Here is a 21,631-nt window from a genome sequence, read left to right on the forward strand (position 1 = left end):
TGCGCAGTCTGCAAGTTTTTAGCGTGTGAAGTGATCTTTCTGACCCGAGGCGCTGGTCGGGGACGGACGTACCGTTCGTTCGGTGCGGGGCGCGGCGCCGGTGGTCTCCAGGATGAGCCCGGCGACCAGGTCCGGATCGTCGCTCATCGGCACGTGCCCACAGCGGGGCAGCGTCACCACCCGTGCCGCCGGCAGGCCCGCCCGGGCGCGCTCGGCCTGGTGGACGCCGAAGATCCGGTCGCGGTCACCCCAGCCGATGGTCACCGGCACGGTCGAATCGGACAGCCGAAGGCAGTCGAAGCGATAGTCGCGGGCTGCCCGGGCCACGGCGTTGAAGCCGGGCCCCCGGCGCAGGGCGAGTGCGTCACCCAGCGCCCGCTCGACGTCCAGCAGTGTCGGGCGGGCCATCAGCGGCGCGAAGCACAACGCCCGCAGGTACGCCGAGCGCAGCGCGACTCGCATGATCGGGGCGGGCAGGCGCGAGTTGGCCCGCAGCATCCGGAGGATGGCCAGCGCCCGTCGGCGCTCCGTCGGGGTGAAGAAGCCGGCGGGGGAGAAGGCGGTGGCCGAGGCGACCGCCCCGGTGGCGGCAAGCTCCAGGGCGATCGCCCCACCGAGGCTGCAGCCGGCGACGTGCGGGCGCTCCAGGCCCCACTCGGTCAGGGCCGGCAGGATCCCGGCCACGGTGGCGGCCATGTCGGCGGGCATGCCGGCGCCCGGCACCGGAGAGTTTCCGAATCCGGGCAGGTCGAACGCGATCACCTCGTGGTGGGCGGTGAGCCTGTCGAACACCGGCTCCCACGCCTGATGGCGGTGACCGATGCCGTGGATGAGCACGAGGGGCTGTCCGCTGCCCGCACGTCGGAAGTGAATGCTCATCTCGGCTCTCCCACCGACGTCCTGCCGAAGGAACGCCCGAGCTGGCGTACCTCGTCTTCCATCTGGCCGACCATGCTCTGGCCGCCGAAGCGGGTGATCAACGCGTCCGAGAGGCCGCTGAGCACCACCGGCCGCAGCGCCTGCACCAGGGCGAGCGCCCGGGGCACGTACACCTTGCGTTTGCGGCGTTCGATGCCGTGGAGCAGGGCCTCGACGCACTGCTCGACGGGTACGACGGTGGACAGCGGCCACGGCAACCGGCGCAGTGTGGTGCGGAAGGACGCCAGGTCGGCACTGATGTCGCGGACCAGGTCGGTGTCGATCCAGATCGGATGCGCCGTGCCGACGGTGACGCCGCGTGGGCGGGTCTCCAGGCGCAGCACGTTGGCGAACTGCTCCACACCCGCTTTGGACGCGCAGTAGGCCGCCATCCCGGGCATCGCCGTGAAGGCGGCGGCCGACGAGACGATCAGGACGTGGCCACGGGCGGCGGTGACGTGGGGCAGCGCCGCGCTGACAGTGCGGATCGCGCCGCAGAGGTTCACCTCGACGGTACGGACCAGCGCGTCGACCGGTCCCACGGCGACGGTGCCGAGGTTCGCGATGCCCGCGTTGGCCACGACGACGTCGATGCCACCGAAGCGGTCGACGGTGGACGCCACCGCCGCGTCCAACGCCGCCTGGTCGGTGACGTCACACTCGTACCAGTGCGCGTCGAGGTCGGCAGCGAGCTGCCTGAGCAGGTCGCCCTCCAGACCAACGACGGCGACCTGGGCGCCCCGGGCGACGGCCGCGCGGGCCAGCTGCGCCCCGATGCCGCGCGCCGCGCCGGTGATGAGCACCGTCCTGCCCGCCAGGTCATACCGCATCGGCGTGCTCCCGTTCCCTGTCGTTGGGGGTGTTCCCGGCCGTGACGACCTGGTAGTCGGCCGGGCGGAACCGGCGCAGCCGCATCCGGAAGCTGGTGGCGAGGCCTGGCCAGATGGTGGTGTTGCGGCCGGTGGCGTCGAGATACCAGCTCGAACAGCCGGTCTGCCAGACGGTGCCGTCCATCTTCTGATCGATCCGTTCGGTCCAGCGTCGTTGCGCCCGCGCCGTGGGCTCGATGGCCCCGATGCCCTTGGCCCGCAGGTGTCGCAGGGCCGCGACCACCAGGTGCAGCTGGGCCTCGATCATCAGGATCACTGAGGTGTGCCCGAGCCCGGTGTTCGGGCCGAGCAGGAAGAACAGGTTGGGGAAACCGGCGATTGTCGTGCCCCGGTACGCGTGCATGCTGGGGGTCCACGCCTCGGCCAGGCTGCGCCCGCCCCGGCCGTGAATGCGCCGCACGACGGGGGAGTCGGTGACGTGGAAGCCGGTCCCGAAGATGATCGTGTCCGCCGGGTGGTGGACGCCGTCGTCGGTGACCAGGCCGTCCGGCACGATCCGGTCGATGCCGGCGGTGACCACGTCGACGTTCGGTCGGGTGAGTGACGGCCAGTAGTCGTTGGAGATCAGCACCCGCTTGCAGCCCATCGCGTAGCGGGGGGTGAGCTTGTCGCGCAGGTGCGGGTCGGTGACCTCGCGGCGCAGCGTACGCAGGGACAGCCGCGAGGCGAGACGGTTGACCGCCGGGTGCAGGAAGCCCAGGCCCATGCTCTCGCGTACCAGGTAGAGCCCTGCCCGGGCGGCCCGTTGCGCGCCGGGCACGGTGCGGAACGCGGCCTGCTCGGCCCGGCCGATCCGGCGCGACATCCTTGGCATGATCCACGCGGGTGTGCGCTGGAAGAGCGTCAGCTTCTCGACAGTCGGCTGGATCTGTGGCACGAACTGGACGGCCGAGGCGCCGGTGCCGATCACCGCGACGCGCCGACCGGTCAGGTCATGGTCGTGCCGCCACCGCGCGGAGTGGAACACCGTGCCGGCGAACCCGTCGATCCCGGGCAGGTCGGGGATGGCCGGGTCGCTGAGTGGGCCGGTGGCACAGATCAGGACGCGGGCGCTGTGGTCGCCGCCGGAGGTGCGCAGCAGCCAGCGTTGGCGCTTGTCGTCCCACCTCGCCTCGTGCACCTCGTGGCGCAACCGCAACCTCGGACGTATGCCGAAACGGTCGACGCAGCCACGCAGGTAGTCCCAGATCTCCGGCTGACCGGAGAACGTGTTCGACCAGCGGGGGTTGGGGGCGAAGGAGAACGAGTAGAGGTGCGACGGGACGTCGCAGGCGCAGCCCGGGTAGGTGTTGTCCCGCCAGGTGCCGCCGACGTCCTCACCCCTGTCGAAGACGAGGAAGTCGGTGAAGCCGGCCCGTTGGAGGCGGATGGCGGCGCCCAGGCCACCGAAGCCGGCGCCGATGATGGCGATGTCTGTCTCCATTCACCCCTCCGTGAGCTCGGGCGCGGAAGTCGGGTCGGCCACGGACGGCCAGGGCGGATCGCCCACGCCGGTGATGCGTACGCCGCCCCACGGGTCGACCTCGGCAAGTCGGGCGGCCCGGACGCGGTCGGCGATGCGCACCTCGACGTCGCGCCGGCCGGAGCGCAGCAGGTGGGCCACCCGTGGCTCGGGTTCGATCCGCCCGCCCCAGTGGAAGCGGCCGTCGACCGGCTCCCACCGTCCGCTGAGGTGCACCCGGACCGGTGTGCCCTCGACCCCCGCCGGGCCGTGGTAGCTCACGGCACGATCCGCTCGTGGGCACGGGTGAGCTCGGGTGGCAGGTCGGCGCTGGCCCGTACCCCCTCGATGCCGCTCCACAGCAGGGTGGTCAGGTAGTCGGTGAGGGCGGCCCGGCTGATCGGCTGGCCGTGCGTGGTCCACCAGTCGCCGACCGCCTGCACGAAACCCACGAGGCCGTACGCCCAGGGCTCGGCGGGGCCGGCGTCCAGGCCCAGCGTGCGGAGCCGGTCGCCGATCACCCGGGCGAGCCCGGCGGCCACCTGCCGGCTGGTGCCGGCGATCACCTGGTGGATGCCGGGGTCGCCGGACTGGTGCATCAGGAACCGGTAGAGCCTCGGCTCCGACTCGATGACGCCCAGATAGGCGTCGATCGTCGCCTCGACCAGGCCGCGTTCCTCGCGGACCTGTTCGACGGCGGGCGCGATGGCGTCGACCATCCGGGCCGCCACCACCTCGCTGACCGCGACCCAGAGCTGCGACTTGTCGGCGAAGTAGCGGTACAGAACCGGTTTGCTGACACCCGCGGTGGTGGCGACCTGTTCCATGTCGACCTCCGGCCCGTGGCGCAGCAGCGCCTGCACGGCAGCCCCTACCAACTCCTGCCGTCGTTGCTCGCGATGGTCCGCCCAGCGGTCCCGACGGCCGTTGCCCTTCGCCCTCGGGCCTCCGTCGGGGGGCGTGGCCGGCGGGTCGGCTGCATTGACATCAGTGAGCGGCGATTGCATGCTACTACTCGTAACAGTTACTGGTCGTCACGTCAATATGGAGGAGCCATGGAGGCCGCACCGGAGGAAACCGGGCGTGCGGCGGTCGCCGAGCGACTACTCACGTCCTCACTGCGGACCAGCTACGACCCCACCGTCGAGATCGACTGGGACGCCCCGCACACCCCCGGCGCCTACTGGCTCCCGCCGCAGCGCAGCAGCCTCTACGGCACGCCGCTGTGGGAGCAGCTCAGCGAGGAGCAGCGCGTCGCGCTCACCAAGCACGAGGTGGCCAGCGCGGCCAGCGCCGGGCTGTGGTTCGAGACGATCCTCATGCAGATGCTGATCCGGGAGTACTACCGCGCCGACCCGACCAGTCGACAGGCCCAGTACGCGTTGACCGAGGTCGCCGACGAGTGCCGGCACTCCATCATGTTCGGCCGGCTGATCGAGGCGATGGGCTGTCCGGTCTACCGCGCGAGCACTGTGGACCACCACCTCGGGCGCTTTCTCAAGACCACCGCCAGCGGCCCCCGGATGTACGCGGCGATCCTCATCGCGGAGGAGATCCTCGACGCGTTCCAGCGCGAGATCATGGCGGACGAGTCGCTCCAGCCGCTCATCCGGATGGTCTGCCGCATCCATGTGGTGGAGGAGGCGCGACACGTCCGGTTCGCCCGCGAGGAACTGGCCGCCGCGGTGGCGGCCACCGGCCCGGCGGGCCTGGCGTACGCCCGGCTGTTGGTTGGTCGCGCCGCCTACACGATCGCCAACCGCCTGGTCCATCCCGACGTGTACGCGGCGGTGGGCATCGCGCCGGCGGTCGGTCGTGCCGCTGCCCGGGCCAACCCGCACTGGCGTGCCACCCTGCGCTGGTCGGCGGCGCGGGTGCACGCCAACCTGGCGGACGTCGGCCTGGTGGCCGGGCCGGGGCGTCTGCTGTGGGCCCGGGCCGGGCTGATCTGACCCGTCGTCGCTCGGTGGTACGGCATGAGGGCGCGCCGTCCCCGGCCGCCCCCCAACGCCGCCCCCCGGTGAGCTCACTCGCCGCGGGTGCGGGCTGCCCACATCAGGCAGGCGTCAGGCCCTTTCGACGCGCGGATGCCGACGATCGGTGAGCCGCAACCCGACCCCGCGTACCGCTTCGATGCTGGCTCCGGTGTCGAGGTCGTGCAGCTTGCGCCGCAGCCGCTTCACCAGGGACTGCACGTCCGCCTTGCGCTCGCGCCCCTCGTCGCGCCAGACCGACCGGTGCAGGTCGGCGTAGCTCCAGACCCGGACCGGTTCGGTGGTCAGGCAGATCAGCAGGTCGTGTTCCAGTCGGGTGAGGTCGACCTCGCGATCCCGGTGGCGGGCGACGGACCGGGCGGAGTCGATCACCAGCGCGGAGTTGGTTCCGCTCGCGGCGGCCGGCGCCGGCGAGGACGACGCGGGGGCCAGCCGCTGCGGCGCGGCGATCAGTCGGCGTAGCTCGTCGAGGTCGGCCACCAGTAGCAGCGGTGCGATGCCGTCGAGGCGTTCGGCGAGCCGGATCCGTTCGGCCGGCGACGAGGTCACCGCGATCAGCAGCGGGAACGGCTCGTCGGCCGGATCACCCCGACTCAATGTCGCCTCGTCGTCCTCGGCCACAGCACCGCCCGGGATCGATGGGCATCCCTGCCCGGCTATCGTCATGGTCCTGACAATGATTGGCAAGCGCGTCGTCAGCGGGGCAACTCTTAGCGACAAGTTGCTCACGGCAAGTTCTTGATCGTCCGTTCTTCTCGATCATAGTGTCCAGTCGGGCAACCGGCGTGACCCGCGCGGTGCATGGGGGAGGTCCACCATGGCCCATTGACACCCTGGGTCGTTCTGAGGGAGGCAGCACCGATGTTCAGACGTCCACAATGGGGACGCGCGGCCAGATCACTGGTCAGCGCCGGGGCGGCGACGATCCTCGCCGCCACCTGCCTGGCCGCCATCGGCTCGGGCGCGCAGGCCGCCCCGACCGGGGCGACCGGGGCGGGGGACAAGATCCGACCGGAGCTCACCAAACAGCTCCAGGCCAAGAGTGAAGGGGACTTCTGGATCCGGTTCAAGGACCGGGCGGACCTGAGCAAGGCCAGCGCCATCAAGGACTGGTCGAAGCGCGGTACCGCGGTGGCGGACGCGCTGCGCAAGACCGCCGCGGCGAGCCAGGGCAAGATCCGGGCCGACCTCGACAGCTCGGGTGCGAAGTACCAGACCTTCTGGGCCACCAACGCGATCAAGGTGAACAGCGGCTCGCTGGCGATGGCGCAGAAGTTCGCAGGCCACGCCGAGGTCGAGGGCCTGTACGCCCCGGTCACCTACAAGGTGCCCGAGGCGATCAAGGGTACCGACGAGCACACCGTGAACGCCCTGGAGTGGGGCGTCGCCAACATCAACGCCGACGACGTCTGGTCCCAGTTCGGCGTCAGGGGCGAGGGCATCACCGTCGCGAGCATCGACAGCGGGGTCCAGTTCGACCACCCGGCGCTGGTCAACTCCTACCGCGGCAACAACGGCGACGGGACGTTCGACCACAACTACAACTGGTTCGACGCCGCCGGCACCTGCGACGCCGGCCCCTGCGACGACGACGGCCACGGCACGCACACGATGGGCACCATGGCCGGCTCCGACGGCGCGAACCAGATCGGTGTCGCCCCCGGAGTCAGGTGGATCGCGGCGAACGGTTGCTGCCCCAGCGACGCCGCTCTGATCGAATCCGGTCAGTGGATGCTCGAACCGCTCGACCTCAACGGCGAGAACGCGGACGCGAGCAAACGACCGAACGTCATAAACAACTCGTGGGGCACCCGGGACCCGTCGAACGAGCCGTTCATGGAGGACGTGACGGACGCCTGGGCCGCGTCCGGGATCTTCGGCGTCTGGTCCAACGGCAACAGCGGGCCGGCGTGCCAGACCAGCGGCTCGCCCGGCAGCCTCGCCAGCAACTACTCGACCGGCGCGTACGACGTCAACAACAACATCGCCGGCTTCTCCGCCCGGGGCACCGGGCAGAACGGCGAGATCAAGCCGAACATCTCGGCCCCCGGCGTGAACGTCAGGTCGAGCATCCCGGGCAACGCCTACGGAAGCATCAGCGGTACCTCGATGGCCGCACCGCACCTCGCGGGTGCGATAGCGCTGCTGTACTCGGCGGCCCCGTCGCTCATCGGTGACATCGACGGCACCCGTGCGCTGCTCAACGGCACCGCGATCGACAAGGCCGACGGCCAGTGCGGCGGCACCGCGGCCGACAACAACGTCTACGGCGAAGGCCGACTGGACGCCCTCGCGCTGCTCACCGCCGCGCCGACCGGCGACATCGGCACCCTGGCCGGCACGGTCACCGACGCGGCCACCGGCGCCCCGATCGCCGGGGCGACGGTGACGCTCACCGGCCCGACCGCACGTGAGGTGAGCACCGGCGCCGACGGCACGTTCTCCACCCAGCTGCCCACCGGCGACTACCAGGTCACCGTGGCGGCGTTCGGCTACGGCAGCACCACGAAGCCGGCGACGGTCAGCAAGGCCGCGACCACGACGCTCAACGTCGCGCTCACGCCGGTGCCGAGTGTGAACGTCACCGGAGCGGTCACCGACGGCTCCGGCCACGGCTGGCCGTTGTACGCGAAGGTGACAGTGACGGGAGTGTCCGGCGTCTACGACTACACCACGCCGGCGAACGGCCGTTACAGCCTCAAGCTGCCCGCCGGGCAGACCTACACCCTGAAGTACGAGTCGCAGTACCCGGGCTACCAGACCGTCACCAAGCAGGTCGCTGTCGGCTCGGGCAACACCACGGTGAACGTCGCGGTGCCGGTGGACCCCAGCACCTGCACCACGGCGCCCGGCTACACGTTCGGCTCCGACGGTGAGTACGAGTCCTTCGACGGCACCACCACGCCGCCGGGCTGGACGGTCGTCGACAACGCGGGCAGCGGTCAGGTCTGGAAGTTCACCGACGACGGCGACCGGGGCAACCTGACCGGCGGCAGCGGCAACTTCGCGATGATCGACAGCGACGACTACGGCGCGGGCACCAGCCAGGACACCTCCCTGGTCAGCCCGGTGGTCGACCTGACCGGCGTGCCGGCCCCGGTGATCCGGTTCAACCAGGACTTCAACCAGCTCAACGACGACACGGCGGATGTCGACCTGAGCATCGACGGTGGCGCCACCTGGACCAACGTGCTCCGCCAGGAGACCGACGTCCGGGGCCCGAAGCTGACCGAGATCCCGATCCCGCAGGCGGCCGGCCAGGCGAAGGTGCAGGTCCGGTTCCACTACTACGACGCCTCGTACGAGTGGTGGTGGGAGGTCGACAACGTCCTGATCGGCAGCCAGATCCTCTGCGTGCCGGTCGACGGTGGTCTGGTCGTCGGCAACGTCCGCGACAAGAACGACAACAGCTACGTCAACGGCGCGACAGTCACCAGCAAGGACCGGCCCGCCGAGAAGGCCGTCACCGTGGCGACCCCGGACGACCCGGAGTTGGCCGACGGCTTCTACTGGATCTACTCGACGCTCACCGGCACGCACCCGTTCACCGCGACCGCCGGCAACTACGTCAGCCAGACCAAGCAGGTCGACGTCGAGGCCGACTGGGCGACCGCCGCGAACTTCCAGCTCGCGGCCGGCCGGCTGTCGGTGACGCCGACGCAGCTGAACGCCACGCTGCAGATGCCGAGCGGCAAGGCCAGCAAGACGTTCACGGTGACCAACACCGGTGGGGCGCCGGTCGAGGTCAAGTTCGGTGAGCGGGACAACGGGTTCGCGCTCCTGCGGGCGGACGGGTCCACCGTCACCCGGCAGCAGGTGCTCGGTGGCTCCGGCGCCCCGGCGCAGCGGATCAACGCCCCGACGTCCTTCGCCGCGAAGGCGTCGAGCAAGCATGCCAAGGCGGCCACCGCCGCGGTCGGCCCGCAGGCGGCACCGTGGACCGACATCGCCGACTATCCGTCCACGATCATGGACAACCGGGTGGTCAGCCTGGACGGCAAGGTGTATTCGCTCGGTGGCGGGGACGGCAGCGCCTCCACCACGAAGAACTACGCCTACGACCCGGTCGCGCAGACCTGGACCGCGATCGCCGACCTGCCCGGTGCCCGCAACGCGGTGACGGCGGGCGTCGTGGACGGGAAGATCATCGTCACCGGTGGTTGGGGCGACGAGGGTCCGGACTCGGCCACCTGGTCGTACAGCCCGGCGGCCAACGCCTGGACGGAGCTGGCCGACAACCCGGCGCCGCGGTCGGCTGCCGGTCAGGCAGTGGTCAACGGCAAGTTGTACGCCATCGGCGGCTGCACCACAGCGAGCTGCACGCCGATGTCGAACAGCGTCGTCCGGTACGACCCGGGCAGCGACACCTGGGAGACGCTCGCCAACTACCCGAAGTCTGTGGCGTTCGCCTCCTGCGGTGGAATCGACGGCATCCTCTACTGCACCGGCGGCAACGACGGGGCCGCCGCGCAGAAGTCGAGCTACGCCTACGACCCGGGCGCCAACACCTGGTCCACTATCGCCGACGCGCCGAGCGACAACTGGGCCAGCTCGTACGCCGTGGCCAACGGCAAGCTCCTGGTCGTCGGTGGTTCGCAGGGCGGGGCCATCAGCAACGCGGGCTTCGCCTTCGACCCGGCCACGGCTTCGTGGTCGAACCTGCCGAACGCCAACACGCCGCGTTACCGGGGCGGGGCGGCGTGTGGCTTCTACAAGATCGGCGGCTCGTCCGGCAGCTTCGACGCGGCCCCGGACAGTGAGGTGCTGCCCGGCTTCGAGGGCTGCTCCGAGGCGGCGGCCGACGTCAGCTGGCTGGCCATCGACAAGTCGGCGGTCACCCTCGCCCCGGGTGCGAAGGTCACCGTCACCGTCACGATGACGGCGAACGTGGACCAGCCCGGCACCTACTCCGGCTCGGTCGCGATCACCGAGAACACGCCGTACTCGGTCGCGCCGGTCGCGGTGACCATGACCGTCAACCCCCCGAAGACCTGGGGCAAGCTGATGGGTACGGTCACCGGCACCAGTTGCCAGGGTGCGACCTCGCCGCTCACCGGCGCGGTCGTCCAGGTCGACTCGTGGGCGTCGTCGTTCACCTTCGCCACCGACGCCGAGGGTAAGTACGCCTACTGGGTGGACCGCCGCAACAACCCGATCACGATGATCGTCGCCAAGGACGGCTGGAAGCCGCAGACCCGGCAGACGAAGGTCAACACCACCACTCCCACAGTGGAGAACTTCGGGTTGGCGCCGATCCGGTGCTGACACCCGAGCGGTAGCGACCACGTCCGGCCCGCCTGGTCACCGACCAGGCGGGCCGGAACGCGTCCGGCGGATCAGACCGGGGCGAGCCGGAAGCCGACCCCGCGCACCGAGTGGATCGTCGCCGCGGCGTTCAGCCGGGCGAGCTTGCCACGCACCCGGCGGACCACCGAGTGCATGTCGGAGCCGCGACCGAGGTGCCGGTTGCCCCAGACCTCGAGGTGCAGGCGCTCGTAGGTCCAGATCTGCCCGGGGGCGTGCACCAGGCACAGCAGGACGTCGTGCTCCAGCCGGGTCAGGTCGATCTCCTGGTCGCGCCACCGCAGCACCCGCCGGTCGGAGTCGACGCTCAGCTCCGGTGGTGGCGGCGGTGGTGGTGGTGGGCTCGGCGCCACCTCGGCGAGTACGCCGGTGACCGGGGGAGTCGGCAAGGGCGGCGCGTCGACCACCCCGAGGAACTCCCGCGCCTGGTCGACGGTCGAGACGATCAGAAAGGCGTCACTTCCGCCGAGTAGTCGGGCCAACTGCCGGCGTTCGGCCGGCGACGACGCGATGCCGATGACCAGACTCGCGACAGGGATTTCCTGCATTCCCCCAACCCCTTCCGGTTCCCCAACTCACTCCGGATGGATTTTTCGCACCGTCGACGCACGCATCGATCGGCGTCCTGACCCTAGTGGTGGCTGATCCCGGCAGAGTAAAACATCGTCGCATGCACGCGGACGAATTCGACCACGTCGCAGGGGTCGCCAGCTCGTCTCCGACGGTCCGGAGGCAGTTGTGACAGAACCATGACAATCCGCGCACGCCGTACGGACCTGGCGGGGTGAGCATGGTCGTCATGTCCATCGGATCGTCGTACCCCGTCGGGCGGTCGACGCCCGGCCCGCAGCCGACGCGACCGCTGGCACGCCCCCACCCGGCGGTGCCGCTGGGTCTGCGGCTGCTCGCGGCGTCGCTGTGCGGCCTGCTCGCGCTGGCCCTCACGGCTCTCCTCTTCGTGCGGACGTACCCGGGTCAGTGGTGGGACGGCGCGCTGCTACCGCCCGCCGAGCGGGGCGGCGGGTACGAGCAGCAAACCACCCTGGTGGGGCCGGCCAACGCCGTGCTCGCCACCTTCGGCCGCCCGACACTGCTCGCCGCCCTGCTCGGCGCGGTGCTGCTTGTGGGTGCGCTGCGCGGACGGCTGGTGCCGGGTGTCGTCGGGGTCGGCCTGGTCCTCTGCGCGGTGGTGGTGGCCGGCGCGGTGAAGTCGGCGCTGCCCCGCCCGGATCTCGGGATCGGGAGTTCGACAACCCACAACAGTTTCCCGAGCGGCCACGTCGCGGCGGCGACGGCGCTGCTGCTGGCGTTCATGCTGGTCCTGCCCGGGTGGGCCCGGCGTTGGCTAACGGTGCCAGGTGCGGCGGGGGTCACGGTGGTCGCGGCGGCGACGATGATCGCGGGTTGGCACCGGTTCAGTGACGCGCTCGGCGGCGTACTGCTGGGGGTGGCGTTGTTCTGCCTGGCCGCGGCGGCCCTGGTGGCCCGGGGTGAGCGGGGCGCTGCCGGCCGGCCGGCTGGCGGCAGTCGGTGGGGTGGGCTGGCCGGGGCGGCGGCTGGTCCCCTCGTGCTGCTCTGGGCCCTGGTGGTGGTCGGGCCCGAGTTGGCCGCGTCGGTGCAGCGCGGCGCGCTCGTCGCCATCATGGTGGCCGGCGCGGTGACGATGGTCCTGGTGGGTGCTGTGGTGTTCCTGGTAAGGGCCACTGATTTCGCTTCTCCGCTTCCCGCCCGGCCAGGGCCGTCGACCGGGTCGCAAAAGATCTCATGATGGGATACTTGACGACATGTCCCAGGTGCTGCTTATCGAAGACCACCAGACGGTGCGCGACGGACTGCAACTGGCGCTCACCCGACAGGGCCACACAGTGCATGCCGTGGGAACCGGTGAGCAGGGGTTGGACCGGCTGCGCACGACCTCGTCCGACGTCGTGGTCCTCGACCTCATGCTGCCCGGGATGGACGGGTTCGAGGTGTGCCGCCGAATCCGGCAGCTCGGCGACCTGCCGATCATCATGCTCACCGCCCGTAACGACGACATGGACGTGGTGGCGGGCCTGGAGGCCGGCGCCGACGACTACGTGGTCAAACCCGTGCAGGCCCGGGTGCTCGAGGCGCGGATCCGCGCGGTGCTCCGACGCATCGGTGGCGAGTCGCGGCGTCCCGCCGGCGAACGCGCCGGTGTGGAGCAGTACGGCCCGCTGACCATCGACCGGGCCGCGCTTGTGGTGAGCAGGGACGGGACGCCGGTCGGCCTGGCCCCGACCGAGTTGCGCCTGCTGCTCGAACTCTCGCAGACGCCGGGCCAGGTGCTCAGCCGCCAGCAACTGCTGGAGGCCGTGTGGGAACACGGGTATCTCGGGGACTCCCGACTCGTGGACGCGTGCGTCCAGCGGCTGCGTGCCAAGATCGAGGCCGACTCGTCAGCGCCGCTGTTCATCCAGACCGTGCGCGGTTTCGGATACCGGTTCGGGCCGCTGTGACCCGGTGGCGCTGGGCCGGCGCCCGACTTCTGGGCCTGCGGGTCCGGCTGCTCCTGACCTTCGCGCTGCTGGGCGTGACGACCACGGCGGCCGTGGCCAGCGGCAGCTACATCCAGGCCCGGACCGTCATCCTGCAACAGGCGCAGGACGCCGCTGTCGCGTCGCTCACCGACCAACTCACCAAGGTCTACCCGATCTTCCAGCTCCCACCGACCCAGAACGACCTGGACCTGCTGGCCCAGCGGCTCTCCGACCGGCAGGGCTTCGCGGTGGTCGTCTACCGCGACATGCGGTCCCAGGGCAGCCGGGAGATCGCCGACCCGCTCACCCCCGAGCTGCGTCGGGAGGTCGGCGACGGCCGGATCGCCTGGCAACGGGTATCGCTCGACGGACAGCCCTGGCTGCTCATCGGCACCCAGTTGGCGCTCGACGCGTCCGGCGGTACGACCCGGCCGTCCGGGCTGGAGGTCTACTCGGTGCGCAGCCTGGTGCCCGAGCAGCAGAGCGTCAACCGGCTCGCCACCCGGGCCTGGCAGACCGGCGGGCTGTCCCTGGTCCTCGCCGTCCTGCTGGCCCTGCTGGCCGCCCGCGGTGTGCTGCGACCCGTCCGCGACCTGGGCCGGGCGGCCCGCCGCCTCGGCGAGGGCGACCTGAGTACCCGGCTGACCGTCCGGGGCGCCGACGAGCTCGCGGACGTGGCGCGGACCTTCAACGACACCGCCGGGACGCTGGAACGGCAGGTCGGGGAGCTGCGGCGGATGGAGTCCGACGCCCGCCGCTTCGTGGCCGACGTCTCGCACGAACTCCGTACGCCACTGGCGGCGATGACGGCTGTCACCGACGTGCTCGACGAGGAGGCGGAGCACCTGCCCGGCGACGCGGGCCGGGCCGCCCGGCTGGTCAGTCGGGAGACGCAGAACCTCACCCAACTGGTGAACGACCTCATCGAGGTCAGCCGGTTCGACTCCGGCACCGCACGGCTCGCCCTCGACGACGTGGACGTGGCCGCGGCGGTGACCGCGACCCTGCGGATCCGGGGTTGGCTCGACCGGGTACGGGCCGACCTGCCCCCCGCGATCGTGGTCCGACTCGATCCCCGTCGGCTGGACGTCATCGTCGCCAATCTGGTCGGCAACGCCTTCCGGCACGGTGCCGAGCCGGTGTCGATACGCCTGCGCGCGGACGCGGACTGGGTCACCATCGAGGTCGCCGACCAGGGGCCGGGCCTGGACCCGGCGGTCCTGCCGCACGTGTTCGACCGGTTCTACAAGGCCGACACCGCGCGGACCCGCTCCGAGGGCAGTGGTCTCGGCCTCGCCATCTCCTGGGAGAACGCCCGCCTGCACCAGCACGGCGAACGGCGGGGGAGTCTGGTGGCGTCCAACGCCGCCGGTGGCGGCGCGGTGTTCACAGTGCGCCTGCCCCGCGACCCGGCGGACGCCGCAGGTGCCCGATGACCAGGCGCGTGCTGCTCGCCGGTGGCGTGCTGCTCACGCTGCTCGCCTCGGGCGGCTGCGGGGTACGGCCCAGTGAGGTCATCACCGGTCGGCCCGCGGTCAGCGGCCCGGCCCAGGGCAGCACGCTCTACCTGCTCGCGCAGGGCGCACTCGTGCCGGTCCTCCGCCCGCAGTCGGAGGACTCCTCGCCCGCCACCACGCTCGCCCTGCTCGCGGCCGGTCCGCAGCAGAACGAACGCGGCCAGGGTTTCACGAGCGAGGTGCCGGCCGGGTTCGACCCCGTCACTGTGACGTCCGTGGCCGGCCGGTCCGCTGGCCTCACGGTGCGGACGACCGGCCCGGCGCGGGCCCTGACGTCGAGGGCGGCGGACCAGATCATCTGCACGGCGGCCGACGCCGCCGCCCGGTCCGGCCTGGCGGAGAGCTTCACCCCGGTCACCATCACCGGGTCCGACGGGGCCCGGCCGGCCCGGCCGTGCCCGATCAGATGACCGGGCGCTGACCACCACTGCCCACCAGGTTGGCCGGTCCCGCCTGCCGGGGCAGCCCGGTGTGGCGGCCCCGGTCCTCGTCGACGAGCGCACCGGCGATCAGGATGTCGATGAGCGCGGCGAATCCGAGACCGGCCTGCGCCCAGATCTGCGGGAACTGTGACGCGGCGGTGAAGCCGGGGAACGTGTTGACCTCGTTGACGATGGGCTCGGGCGACCCCTCGGCGGGCAGGAAGAAGTCGACCCGGAGCAGCCCACGGCAGTCGAGGGCGCGGAAGGCGCGGATCGCCCGGTCCTGGAGCACCTCGGTGGTCGCCGCGTCGAGCGGGGCGGGGATCTGGAAGGCCGCCCCTCCGTCGTACTTGGCGTCGTAGTCGAAGAAGCCGGGACCGGTCACCCGGATCTCCAGCGGCGGGCCGGCCTGCACCCGCCCGTCCGGATGTTGGAGGACTGCCACGTCGATCTCACGCCCGCGCGCACCCTGCTCGACGAGCACCTTCGGGTCGACCTGACGGGCCTGCTCCAGCGCGGCGGGTACGCCCGCCCACTCGGCCACCTTGACCACGCCCAGGCTGGAGCCGGCCCGCGCCGGCTTGACGAAGACCGGTAGGTCCAGCCGTTGCCGGTCGGCGGCCGACAACTCCTCGCCGGGACGCAGGGTCACCCCCGGGCTGACCCGCAGGCCCTCCGCCGCGAGCAGCCGCTTGGTGACACCCTTGTCCATGCCGGCGGCGCTGGCGAAGACACCGTTGCCGACGTACGGCACGCCGAGCCATTCCAGCAGGGAGGCCACCGTGCCGTCCTCGCCGTACGGGCCGTGCAGGGCCGGGAACACCACGTCCTGGGTACGCAGCACCCGCAGCGCCTGGGGGAGTGTCGTCGGGCGACCGCCGACATGCCATCCGCCGTCGCGGTCGATGAGCACCTCGGTGACCTCGTAGCGCTCCCGGTCCAGGTTGGCGAGGATGCTCTCCGCCGAGCGGCGGGACACCTCGTGCTCGCCGCTCTGCCCGCCGTACAGCACTGCCAGTCGGGTCGTCATGAATTCCGTGCCCTTTCGTGGAGGTGGTCGCGGGCCACCCGGGGCCCGATCCCGGTCAAGATCTCGTGCGGGTTGGTGTCGGCCCAGCGGGCCCACTCGACGACCGTCGGTGGGTCCTGGTCGCCGTCGGCCGGGCCGAAGACCACTACCGGGTCGCCGATCGTCACCGGCAGGTCCCCGGCGTCGACCACGCACTGGTCCATGGCGACGCGTCCGACGATGGGGCACCGTCGGCCGCCGAGCCACACCTCACCGCGACCGCCGGTGGCGCGGGGCAACCCGTCGGCGTAGCCGAGCGGCAGCAGCGCCAGCGTGGTCGGCGCGTCGGTGACGTGCTCGGGACCGTAGGAGACGCTCGTACCGGCGGGCACCCGTTTGACGTTGACCACACTCGTGCGCAACGTCATCGCGGCGGTCAGCGCGAACTCGCCCGGACCGCTCGCCCCGAACGGGTCCACGCCGTACAGCGCGATCCCGATCCGGCAGAGGTCGAAGCGGGTGTGCGGCGCGGACAGCGCGGCCGCCGAGTTGGCCAGATGCACCAGGTCCGGGTCGAGGCCGGCCACGCGGCTCACCCGCAACGCCTCCTCGAAGGTCGCCACCTGCCGGTTCAGGGCGGGGGCGCCCGGCAGGTCCGCGTCGATGAGGTGGGACCACACCCCGCGCACCCGGATCGCGCCCTCCCGCTCGTACTTGCGGGCCCAACCCACCAATTCCGGCCAGTCCTCCCCGGCGGCCCCGTTGCGGGACAGGCCGGTGTCCGCCTTGAGCTGCACCATCGCCGGCACGCCGTGCAGGTGCACCGCGTCGACGACGGCGTGCAGGTGCGTCGTGGTCGACACCCCGACGTCGACGCCCGCCGCGATCAACGCCCCGAAGTCGTCGTTCGGCCGGTGCAGCCAGCTCAACGTGGGGGCGGTCACCCCCGCCGCCCGCAGGGTCAGCGCCTCGGCCACCGAGGTCACCCCCAGCCAGCGGGCGCCGGCGCGTAACGCGGCCCGGGCCACCTGCGCCGCGCCGTGACCGAACCCGTCCGCCTTCACCACCGCCATCAGGTCGGTGCCGGTGATCGAGGCGATGGCCCGCACGTTGTCGGCGATCGCATCGAGGTCGACAACCGCCTCGGCCAGGGCGCTCATCCGGCCGCCTCCGCCCGGCGGGAGCCGGGGAGCGCGAACAGCCAGGGTGCGCGTACCGCCAACAGCCCGCGGTGGACGGCCAGGCTCAGACCGATCACCAGTGCGCTCAGCAGAATCGGATAACCGAGGACGATCAGGGCCTGGGCGGACCGGTCCAGCCCGGAAACCGGTACCAGCAACAGCCGGTGCAGCAGGGCCAGGACCGGCATGTGGATGACGTAGATCGGCAGTGTGATGCGGCCGAGCCTAACCAGCGGTTTGCTGAGTGCCGACCACCGGGCCAGCCGTGCGGCGGCGGTTATGCCGAAGATCACTGCCAGTACGGAGACCGCCGTCCATACGCCGAACCACTGTTGGGCGCCGGCCGCCGCCATGGCGGTGAGCGCGAGCGCGTAGGCGCCCGAGGTCCACCCGAGGCGGCGTGTGCTGGCGGTGGCCGCCCACCGCTCGATCTGCGGCCGCAGGGCCAGGCCGGCGAGGAAGAAGACCAGGTTCTGGTAGAGGCCGGCCCGGTTGCCTGGGGTGTCGAGCAGGCCGGCGGCGGCGATCGCGGACAACGCTCCGGCGGGTACCAGGACCAGTGCCCGGGGCACCCGGCGGGTCGCCTTGGCGACTGTGAAGTACAGCGCCAGCGCGTACAGGTACCAGAGGTTGGACGGCGTGATGGTGAGCTGCTCCAGCAGGCCGAGGGGCGAGGTGGCGCGGTCGGTAGGCAGTTGCGGCGCGGCGGCGAGTACCGCGGTGTGGATCAGCAGCCAGACGACGTACAGGTAGAGGAACCCGGCGATGCGGCTGCCGGCCACGACCCGCCACGGCCGGGTGACGGCGTTCGCCGCGAACAGGCCCGAGATGGTGAAGAACAGCGGCATCCGCAGCGGCAGGAACTGCTCGCCGAGCGTCCCCCACAGCCCCGGCACCGGTACGCCGACGTGCCAGTCGATCTGTAGGTAGTCCTTCACCACGACGTGCCACAGGACGACGAGGATGATGCAGACGCCCTTCGCCGCGTCGGCCCACTGTGCGCGCGGGGACTGCCGCGCGACGGTGACGGTCCCGGTCCGGTACCGTCGGCGAAACCGGACGTGCGTCGCCTCGGGGCGCATTTCGGCGGACCGGGACTCGGGGGGAGACAACTGTTGGATCACTCAGCAGAAGCTGCCAGCCGGATATCCGCGCGTGGTCCACGAATTGTCATGAACCGGTAATGGACGCGACCGGCACCGGCAGGCGGTGACGGTGCCCGCCCGGTGCGCGACAGTGCCGGTCGCTGCCCTGGACGGCCTCACCTACTGCTTCTGAGACAGGTCGCCAGACGTCCCCTAGGCTCGTTGCGGAGGTGCCGAACATGAAGCTCGGACTGCACTACTGGAACTACTCGACCCCGGCCGATCCGACCGCGATCGCCCCGACCCTGGCGCAGGCGGCGACCACCGCCGAGCAGGCCGGCGTCGCCTCGTTCACGGTGATGGACCACTTCTTCCAGATGGACGCGGTGTTCGCCGCCGAGGAGCCGATGCTGGAGGCGTACACCACGCTGGCCTACGTTGCGGCGAAGACCCAGCGGATGACGCTTGGTGTGCTTGTCACCGGGGTGATGTACCGGTACCCGGGGCTGCTGGCCAAGACCGTGACGACCCTCGACGTGCTCTCCGGCGGCCGGGCCCGCCTCGGCATCGGCGCCTCCTGGTACGAGCGTGAGCAGCTCGGGCTGGGCGTGCCGGTGGTCCCGGTGGCCGAGCGGTTCGAGCGGCTGGAGGAGACGCTGCGCATCTGCCTGCAGATGTGGAGCGACGACGACGGCCCGTTCGACGGACGGCACTACCAGCTCGCCGAGACCATCAACTCGCCGCAGCCGTTGCGTCGTCCGCACCCGCCCATCATGATCGGCGGTGGGGGCGAGAAGAAGACGTTGCTGCTGGTGGCGCGCTATGCCGACGCCTGCAACCTGTTCGGTCGCGGTGGCATCGACGACGTGGCGCGCAAGCTGGACGTGCTGCGCGGGCACTGCGCCGCCGAGGGCCGCGACTACGACGCGATCGAGAAGACAGTGGTCGCCTCGCGGTCGCCGCTCGACGACACCGACGCGTTCCTCGCCGAGGTCTCCGACTACGCGGCACTCGGGGTGACCGAGGTGCAGGTGACCCCGGATCGGCACCCTGTCGAGTTCGCCGAGCGGCTCGGTGGCGAGGTGCTGCCACGGTTGGCCGACATCGGCTGACGCGGCAGCGACGGTGCGGGTGGCCACTGTGAACAATGGACCAATTCCTGGCTGACCGATGGTGTGCCGGGCGCCGGAATGGCCGTTCTCCCGGCGGTAATGAGGCGGATCACATAAGCGCCCTTTTTCGACCGCCACAATTGGTCGCACGGCCTGCCAGGTAGCCTCTCCGGGTGCCGCAGATGCTACCGCTACTTGTTACCGATCGGTATGACGTCGTGGGGCTCCTCGGCCAGGGCGGAATGGGTCGAGTGTGGAAAGCCCGCGACCGAATGCTGCAACGCGACGTCGCCATCAAGGAAATCGTTCCACCGCCCGGCCTGACCAATGAGGCGCGACAGGAATTGCGGATCCGGTCACTTCGGGAGGCCCGGGCGATCGCGCGGCTCGACCACGTCAACGTCGTCCGGGTCTTCGACGTGCTGCTGAGCGCCGACGGTGACCCGCAGATCGTGATGGAGTACGTGCCGTCCCGTTCGCTGCACGACGCCATCAGCACCGATGGTCCGATCCCACCGGTGCGGGCGGCCGCCATCGGGCTGGCAGTGCTCGGTGCGCTCCGCGCCGCCCACCGCGCCGGCATCATGCACCGCGACGTCAAACCCGCGAACATCCTGCTCGGCGCGGACGGCCGGATCGTGCTCACCGACTTCGGCCTGGCCACCGCCGTCGAGGACGTGAACCTCACGCTCAGCGGTGTGGTGCTCGGCTCGCCCGCGTACGTCTCGCCGGAGCGGGCCATGCGCGGCACCGTGGGTCCCGAGGGGGACTTCTGGTCGCTCGGCGCGACCCTCTACGCCGCGGTCGAGGGCCAGTCGCCGTACGCCCGGCCGTCCAGCCTGATGAGTCTCACCGCGCTGGTCACCGAACCGCCACCGACCGCGCGCCACGCGGGACCGCTCGCACCGGTGGTGGCCGGACTGCTGCGCAAGGACCCGGCCGAGCGGATGGACGCCGACACCGCCGAGCGGCTGCTCCGCTCGGCCCTGGACGGCACCGCGCTGCCCACGGCGGGGACCCGCCCACCGGTCGACACCGCGGGTTCGGTGGCGATCAGGTCCGGCACCGACGACGTACCCCCGACCGGGCCTGGCTCCGCGATGGACGGTGCCGGTCCCGCGGCGGGTCGCCGCCGTCGGACCTGGCTGCTCGGTGGTGTCGCCGTCGTGCTGGCGCTCGGCCTGGTGATCGGCATCCCGCTCGTCACCCGGCGGGCGCCGGGCCCGAGCGGCGACGCGGCCGAACTGGTGCAGGCCGCCGCGCCGGGCATGACGCCGACCTCCGGCGGCCCGCCGAGTGCCAGCGCACCCCGGCCGATCGCGTGGTCGGTCTACCGGGACAGCACCGGCTTCTCGGTGCCGGCGCCGCGCGACTGGCAGATCGTCCGCCGGGGCCAGCGGGTCGAGTTCCACGAGCCGGACGGGGCGCGGATGCTCGTGGTCAGCCAGACCGACACGCCGCGCACCGACCCGGTGGCCGAGTTGACCAGCCACGAGAAGCAACCCGACATCGTCGGACGCTACCGGGACTACCGCCGGGTCGCGCTGCTCGCTGTCAACTATCAACTCGCGGCGGCGGACTGGGAGTGGCTCTACACCGGCGACGCCGGCACCACGATGCACGTCCGTCAGCGCACCTTCCGGACGGCGGACCGTAAGGGCTACAGCCTCGCCTGGTTCGCGCCCGAGGCCGCCTGGGGTGTGGACGACTTCCGGCACGTCACCTCGGGGTTCCGGCCCGCGTCGGCGGCGGTCGGCAGCACACCGGGTGGCAGGCCCCCGGCCGGGGGGTCACCGACGCCGAGCACGCCACCGGCTCGGACGGGCTACCGGTTCGTCGGAGCGGCGAGCGACAGGTGCCTGGACATCGCGACCCCGCAGTCACCCGATCCGGTCCGGGTCCGGCTGTGGGACTGCCGCGACGACCGCGCCGCCAACCAACTCTGGACCACGCGACCGGACGGCAGCGTGCAGCTCGGCGGCCGGTGTCTGGACGTGCTGGGCGCCTCCAGCGACGCCGGTGCGGCGATCCAGCTCACCACCTGCAACACCACCCCGGCGCAGCAGTTCACCCTCACCGCGGACGGCCACCTGGTGAACGCGCACAGCGGACTGTGCCTGGGCGCGGCCGACCAGAGCGCAGCGGCCGGTGCGCTCATCGAACAGCGCGACTGCGGCACTGCCACTAACGACCTGCGCTGGACCCGGAGTTGAGGGCGCACGACTGACCGAGGTGGCCCGCCGGTCCGCTGTGCTAC

At 71.4% G+C, this 21,631-nt stretch carries 18 protein-coding genes; 8 read left to right on the top strand and 10 right to left on the bottom strand.

Annotated features, from left to right (window positions below):
• Positions 1-18: 18 nt before the first annotated feature.
• The 5 genes from AB0B86_RS00300 to AB0B86_RS00320 are packed head-to-tail and all read right to left on the bottom strand — an operon-like array spanning position 19 to position 4,256.
• Positions 19-879 (bottom strand): alpha/beta fold hydrolase, encoded by an 861-nt coding sequence (locus AB0B86_RS00300; protein ID WP_357410210.1) that lies wholly within the window; start codon positions 877-879, stop codon positions 19-21.
• Positions 876-1,748 carry an SDR family oxidoreductase gene (locus tag AB0B86_RS00305; RefSeq protein ID WP_357410212.1) on the bottom strand — a complete coding sequence of 291 codons (873 nt, stop codon included), beginning with the start codon at positions 1,746-1,748 and terminating at the stop codon, positions 876-878. The genes AB0B86_RS00300 and AB0B86_RS00305 overlap by 4 nt, the downstream gene beginning before the upstream one ends.
• Positions 1,738-3,231, bottom strand: coding sequence for an NAD(P)/FAD-dependent oxidoreductase (locus tag AB0B86_RS00310; RefSeq protein WP_357410214.1), 1,494 nt, complete (start codon positions 3,229-3,231; stop codon positions 1,738-1,740). The genes AB0B86_RS00305 and AB0B86_RS00310 overlap by 11 nt, the downstream gene beginning before the upstream one ends.
• On the bottom strand, positions 3,232-3,531 hold the full coding sequence (locus AB0B86_RS00315) for a DUF4873 domain-containing protein (RefSeq protein ID WP_357410216.1): 300 nt from the start codon (positions 3,529-3,531) through the stop codon (positions 3,232-3,234). It lies immediately after the preceding gene.
• Complete coding sequence (locus AB0B86_RS00320) at positions 3,528-4,256, bottom strand: TetR/AcrR family transcriptional regulator (protein WP_357410218.1); 729 nt, start codon at positions 4,254-4,256, stop codon at positions 3,528-3,530. The genes AB0B86_RS00315 and AB0B86_RS00320 overlap by 4 nt, the downstream gene beginning before the upstream one ends.
• A 48-nt stretch (positions 4,257-4,304) precedes the next feature.
• Here AB0B86_RS00320 and AB0B86_RS00325 point away from each other — a divergent pair, with 48 nt between their 5' ends.
• Complete coding sequence (locus tag AB0B86_RS00325; protein ID WP_357410219.1) at positions 4,305-5,201, top strand: diiron oxygenase; 897 nt, start codon at positions 4,305-4,307, stop codon at positions 5,199-5,201.
• Between the two features lie 114 nt (positions 5,202-5,315).
• Here the strand turns inward: AB0B86_RS00325 and AB0B86_RS00330 are convergent, their stop codons facing one another.
• Positions 5,316-5,864: a winged helix-turn-helix domain-containing protein gene (locus AB0B86_RS00330; RefSeq protein ID WP_357414685.1), complete on the bottom strand. Its 549-nt coding sequence runs from the start codon at positions 5,862-5,864 to the stop codon at positions 5,316-5,318.
• A 240-nt stretch (positions 5,865-6,104) separates the two neighbouring features.
• Here AB0B86_RS00330 and AB0B86_RS00335 point away from each other — a divergent pair, with 240 nt between their 5' ends.
• The gene (locus AB0B86_RS00335; protein WP_357414687.1) at positions 6,105-10,508 is read left to right on the top strand and encodes a S8 family serine peptidase; all 4,404 of its coding nucleotides are present in this window, start codon (positions 6,105-6,107) and stop codon (positions 10,506-10,508) included.
• Between the two features lie 71 nt (positions 10,509-10,579).
• Here AB0B86_RS00335 and AB0B86_RS00340 read toward each other — a convergent pair whose 3' ends face one another.
• Positions 10,580-11,095 (bottom strand): winged helix-turn-helix domain-containing protein, encoded by a 516-nt coding sequence (locus AB0B86_RS00340; RefSeq protein WP_357410226.1) that lies wholly within the window; start codon positions 11,093-11,095, stop codon positions 10,580-10,582.
• A 251-nt stretch (positions 11,096-11,346) separates the two neighbouring features.
• Here AB0B86_RS00340 and AB0B86_RS00345 point away from each other — a divergent pair, with 251 nt between their 5' ends.
• Genes AB0B86_RS00345 through AB0B86_RS00360 form a run of 4 tightly spaced genes read left to right on the top strand, consistent with a single transcriptional unit; the run spans position 11,347 to position 14,975 of the window.
• Positions 11,347-12,315, top strand: coding sequence for a phosphatase PAP2 family protein (locus AB0B86_RS00345; protein WP_357414689.1), 969 nt, complete (start codon positions 11,347-11,349; stop codon positions 12,313-12,315).
• A 16-nt stretch (positions 12,316-12,331) separates the two neighbouring features.
• Positions 12,332-13,027, top strand: a complete 696-nt coding sequence (locus AB0B86_RS00350; protein WP_357410230.1) for a response regulator transcription factor — start codon at positions 12,332-12,334, stop codon at positions 13,025-13,027.
• On the top strand, positions 13,024-14,484 hold the full coding sequence (locus AB0B86_RS00355) for a HAMP domain-containing sensor histidine kinase (protein WP_357410232.1): 1,461 nt from the start codon (positions 13,024-13,026) through the stop codon (positions 14,482-14,484). The genes AB0B86_RS00350 and AB0B86_RS00355 overlap by 4 nt, the downstream gene beginning before the upstream one ends.
• A complete protein-coding gene (locus AB0B86_RS00360; RefSeq protein WP_357410234.1) occupies positions 14,481-14,975 on the top strand; it encodes a hypothetical protein in 495 nt (164 codons plus the stop codon). Before AB0B86_RS00355 ends, AB0B86_RS00360 begins: the two co-directional genes overlap by 4 nt.
• Here AB0B86_RS00360 and AB0B86_RS00365 read toward each other — a convergent pair.
• Genes AB0B86_RS00365 through AB0B86_RS00375 form a run of 3 tightly spaced genes read right to left on the bottom strand, consistent with a single transcriptional unit; the run spans position 14,968 to position 18,301 of the window.
• Complete coding sequence (locus AB0B86_RS00365; RefSeq protein ID WP_357410236.1) at positions 14,968-16,017, bottom strand: D-alanine--D-alanine ligase family protein; 1,050 nt, start codon at positions 16,015-16,017, stop codon at positions 14,968-14,970. The two genes, AB0B86_RS00360 and AB0B86_RS00365, sit on opposite strands and share 8 nt — an antisense overlap.
• Entirely contained in the window at positions 16,014-17,156 is a 1,143-nt protein-coding gene (gene alr, locus AB0B86_RS00370) for an alanine racemase (RefSeq protein WP_357410238.1), read from the bottom strand. Before alr ends, AB0B86_RS00365 begins: the two co-directional genes overlap by 4 nt.
• A complete protein-coding gene (locus AB0B86_RS00375; RefSeq protein ID WP_357410240.1) occupies positions 17,153-18,301 on the bottom strand; it encodes an acyltransferase in 1,149 nt (382 codons plus the stop codon). Before AB0B86_RS00375 ends, alr begins: the two co-directional genes overlap by 4 nt.
• Before the next feature lie 200 nt (positions 18,302-18,501).
• On the opposite strand from AB0B86_RS00375, the gene AB0B86_RS00380 reads away from it, so the two are divergent.
• Both AB0B86_RS00380 and AB0B86_RS00385 read left to right on the top strand, forming a co-directional pair.
• Positions 18,502-19,374, top strand: a complete 873-nt coding sequence (locus tag AB0B86_RS00380; protein ID WP_357414691.1) for an LLM class F420-dependent oxidoreductase — start codon at positions 18,502-18,504, stop codon at positions 19,372-19,374.
• 182 nt (positions 19,375-19,556) lie between these two features.
• Positions 19,557-21,587 carry a serine/threonine protein kinase gene (locus AB0B86_RS00385; RefSeq protein WP_357410356.1) on the top strand — a complete coding sequence of 677 codons (2,031 nt, stop codon included), beginning with the start codon at positions 19,557-19,559 and terminating at the stop codon, positions 21,585-21,587.
• Positions 21,588-21,631 lie beyond the last annotated feature (44 nt).

Source organism: Micromonospora sp. NPDC049047 (assembly GCF_040649135.1).
In the GTDB taxonomy this organism is placed as follows: domain Bacteria; phylum Actinomycetota; class Actinomycetes; order Mycobacteriales; family Micromonosporaceae; genus Micromonospora.

Coding starts and splice junctions, on each gene's coding strand:
- AB0B86_RS00380 (WP_357414691.1), top strand. CDS start 18,502: ATGAAGCTCGGACTGCACTACTGGAACTACTCGACCCCGGCCGATCCG.
- AB0B86_RS00360 (WP_357410234.1), top strand. CDS start 14,481: ATGACCAGGCGCGTGCTGCTCGCCGGTGGCGTGCTGCTCACGCTGCTC.
- AB0B86_RS00385 (WP_357410356.1), top strand. CDS start 19,557: ATGCTACCGCTACTTGTTACCGATCGGTATGACGTCGTGGGGCTCCTC.
- AB0B86_RS00310 (WP_357410214.1), bottom strand. CDS start 3,231: ATGGAGACAGACATCGCCATCATCGGCGCCGGCTTCGGTGGCCTGGGC.
- alr (WP_357410238.1), bottom strand. CDS start 17,156: ATGAGCGCCCTGGCCGAGGCGGTTGTCGACCTCGATGCGATCGCCGAC.
- AB0B86_RS00345 (WP_357414689.1), top strand. CDS start 11,347: ATGTCCATCGGATCGTCGTACCCCGTCGGGCGGTCGACGCCCGGCCCG.
- AB0B86_RS00320 (WP_357410218.1), bottom strand. CDS start 4,256: ATGCAATCGCCGCTCACTGATGTCAATGCAGCCGACCCGCCGGCCACG.
- AB0B86_RS00365 (WP_357410236.1), bottom strand. CDS start 16,017: ATGACGACCCGACTGGCAGTGCTGTACGGCGGGCAGAGCGGCGAGCAC.
- AB0B86_RS00305 (WP_357410212.1), bottom strand. CDS start 1,748: ATGCGGTATGACCTGGCGGGCAGGACGGTGCTCATCACCGGCGCGGCG.
- AB0B86_RS00340 (WP_357410226.1), bottom strand. CDS start 11,095: ATGCAGGAAATCCCTGTCGCGAGTCTGGTCATCGGCATCGCGTCGTCG.
- AB0B86_RS00335 (WP_357414687.1), top strand. CDS start 6,105: ATGTTCAGACGTCCACAATGGGGACGCGCGGCCAGATCACTGGTCAGC.
- AB0B86_RS00300 (WP_357410210.1), bottom strand. CDS start 879: ATGAGCATTCACTTCCGACGTGCGGGCAGCGGACAGCCCCTCGTGCTC.
- AB0B86_RS00325 (WP_357410219.1), top strand. CDS start 4,305: ATGGAGGCCGCACCGGAGGAAACCGGGCGTGCGGCGGTCGCCGAGCGA.
- AB0B86_RS00350 (WP_357410230.1), top strand. CDS start 12,332: ATGTCCCAGGTGCTGCTTATCGAAGACCACCAGACGGTGCGCGACGGA.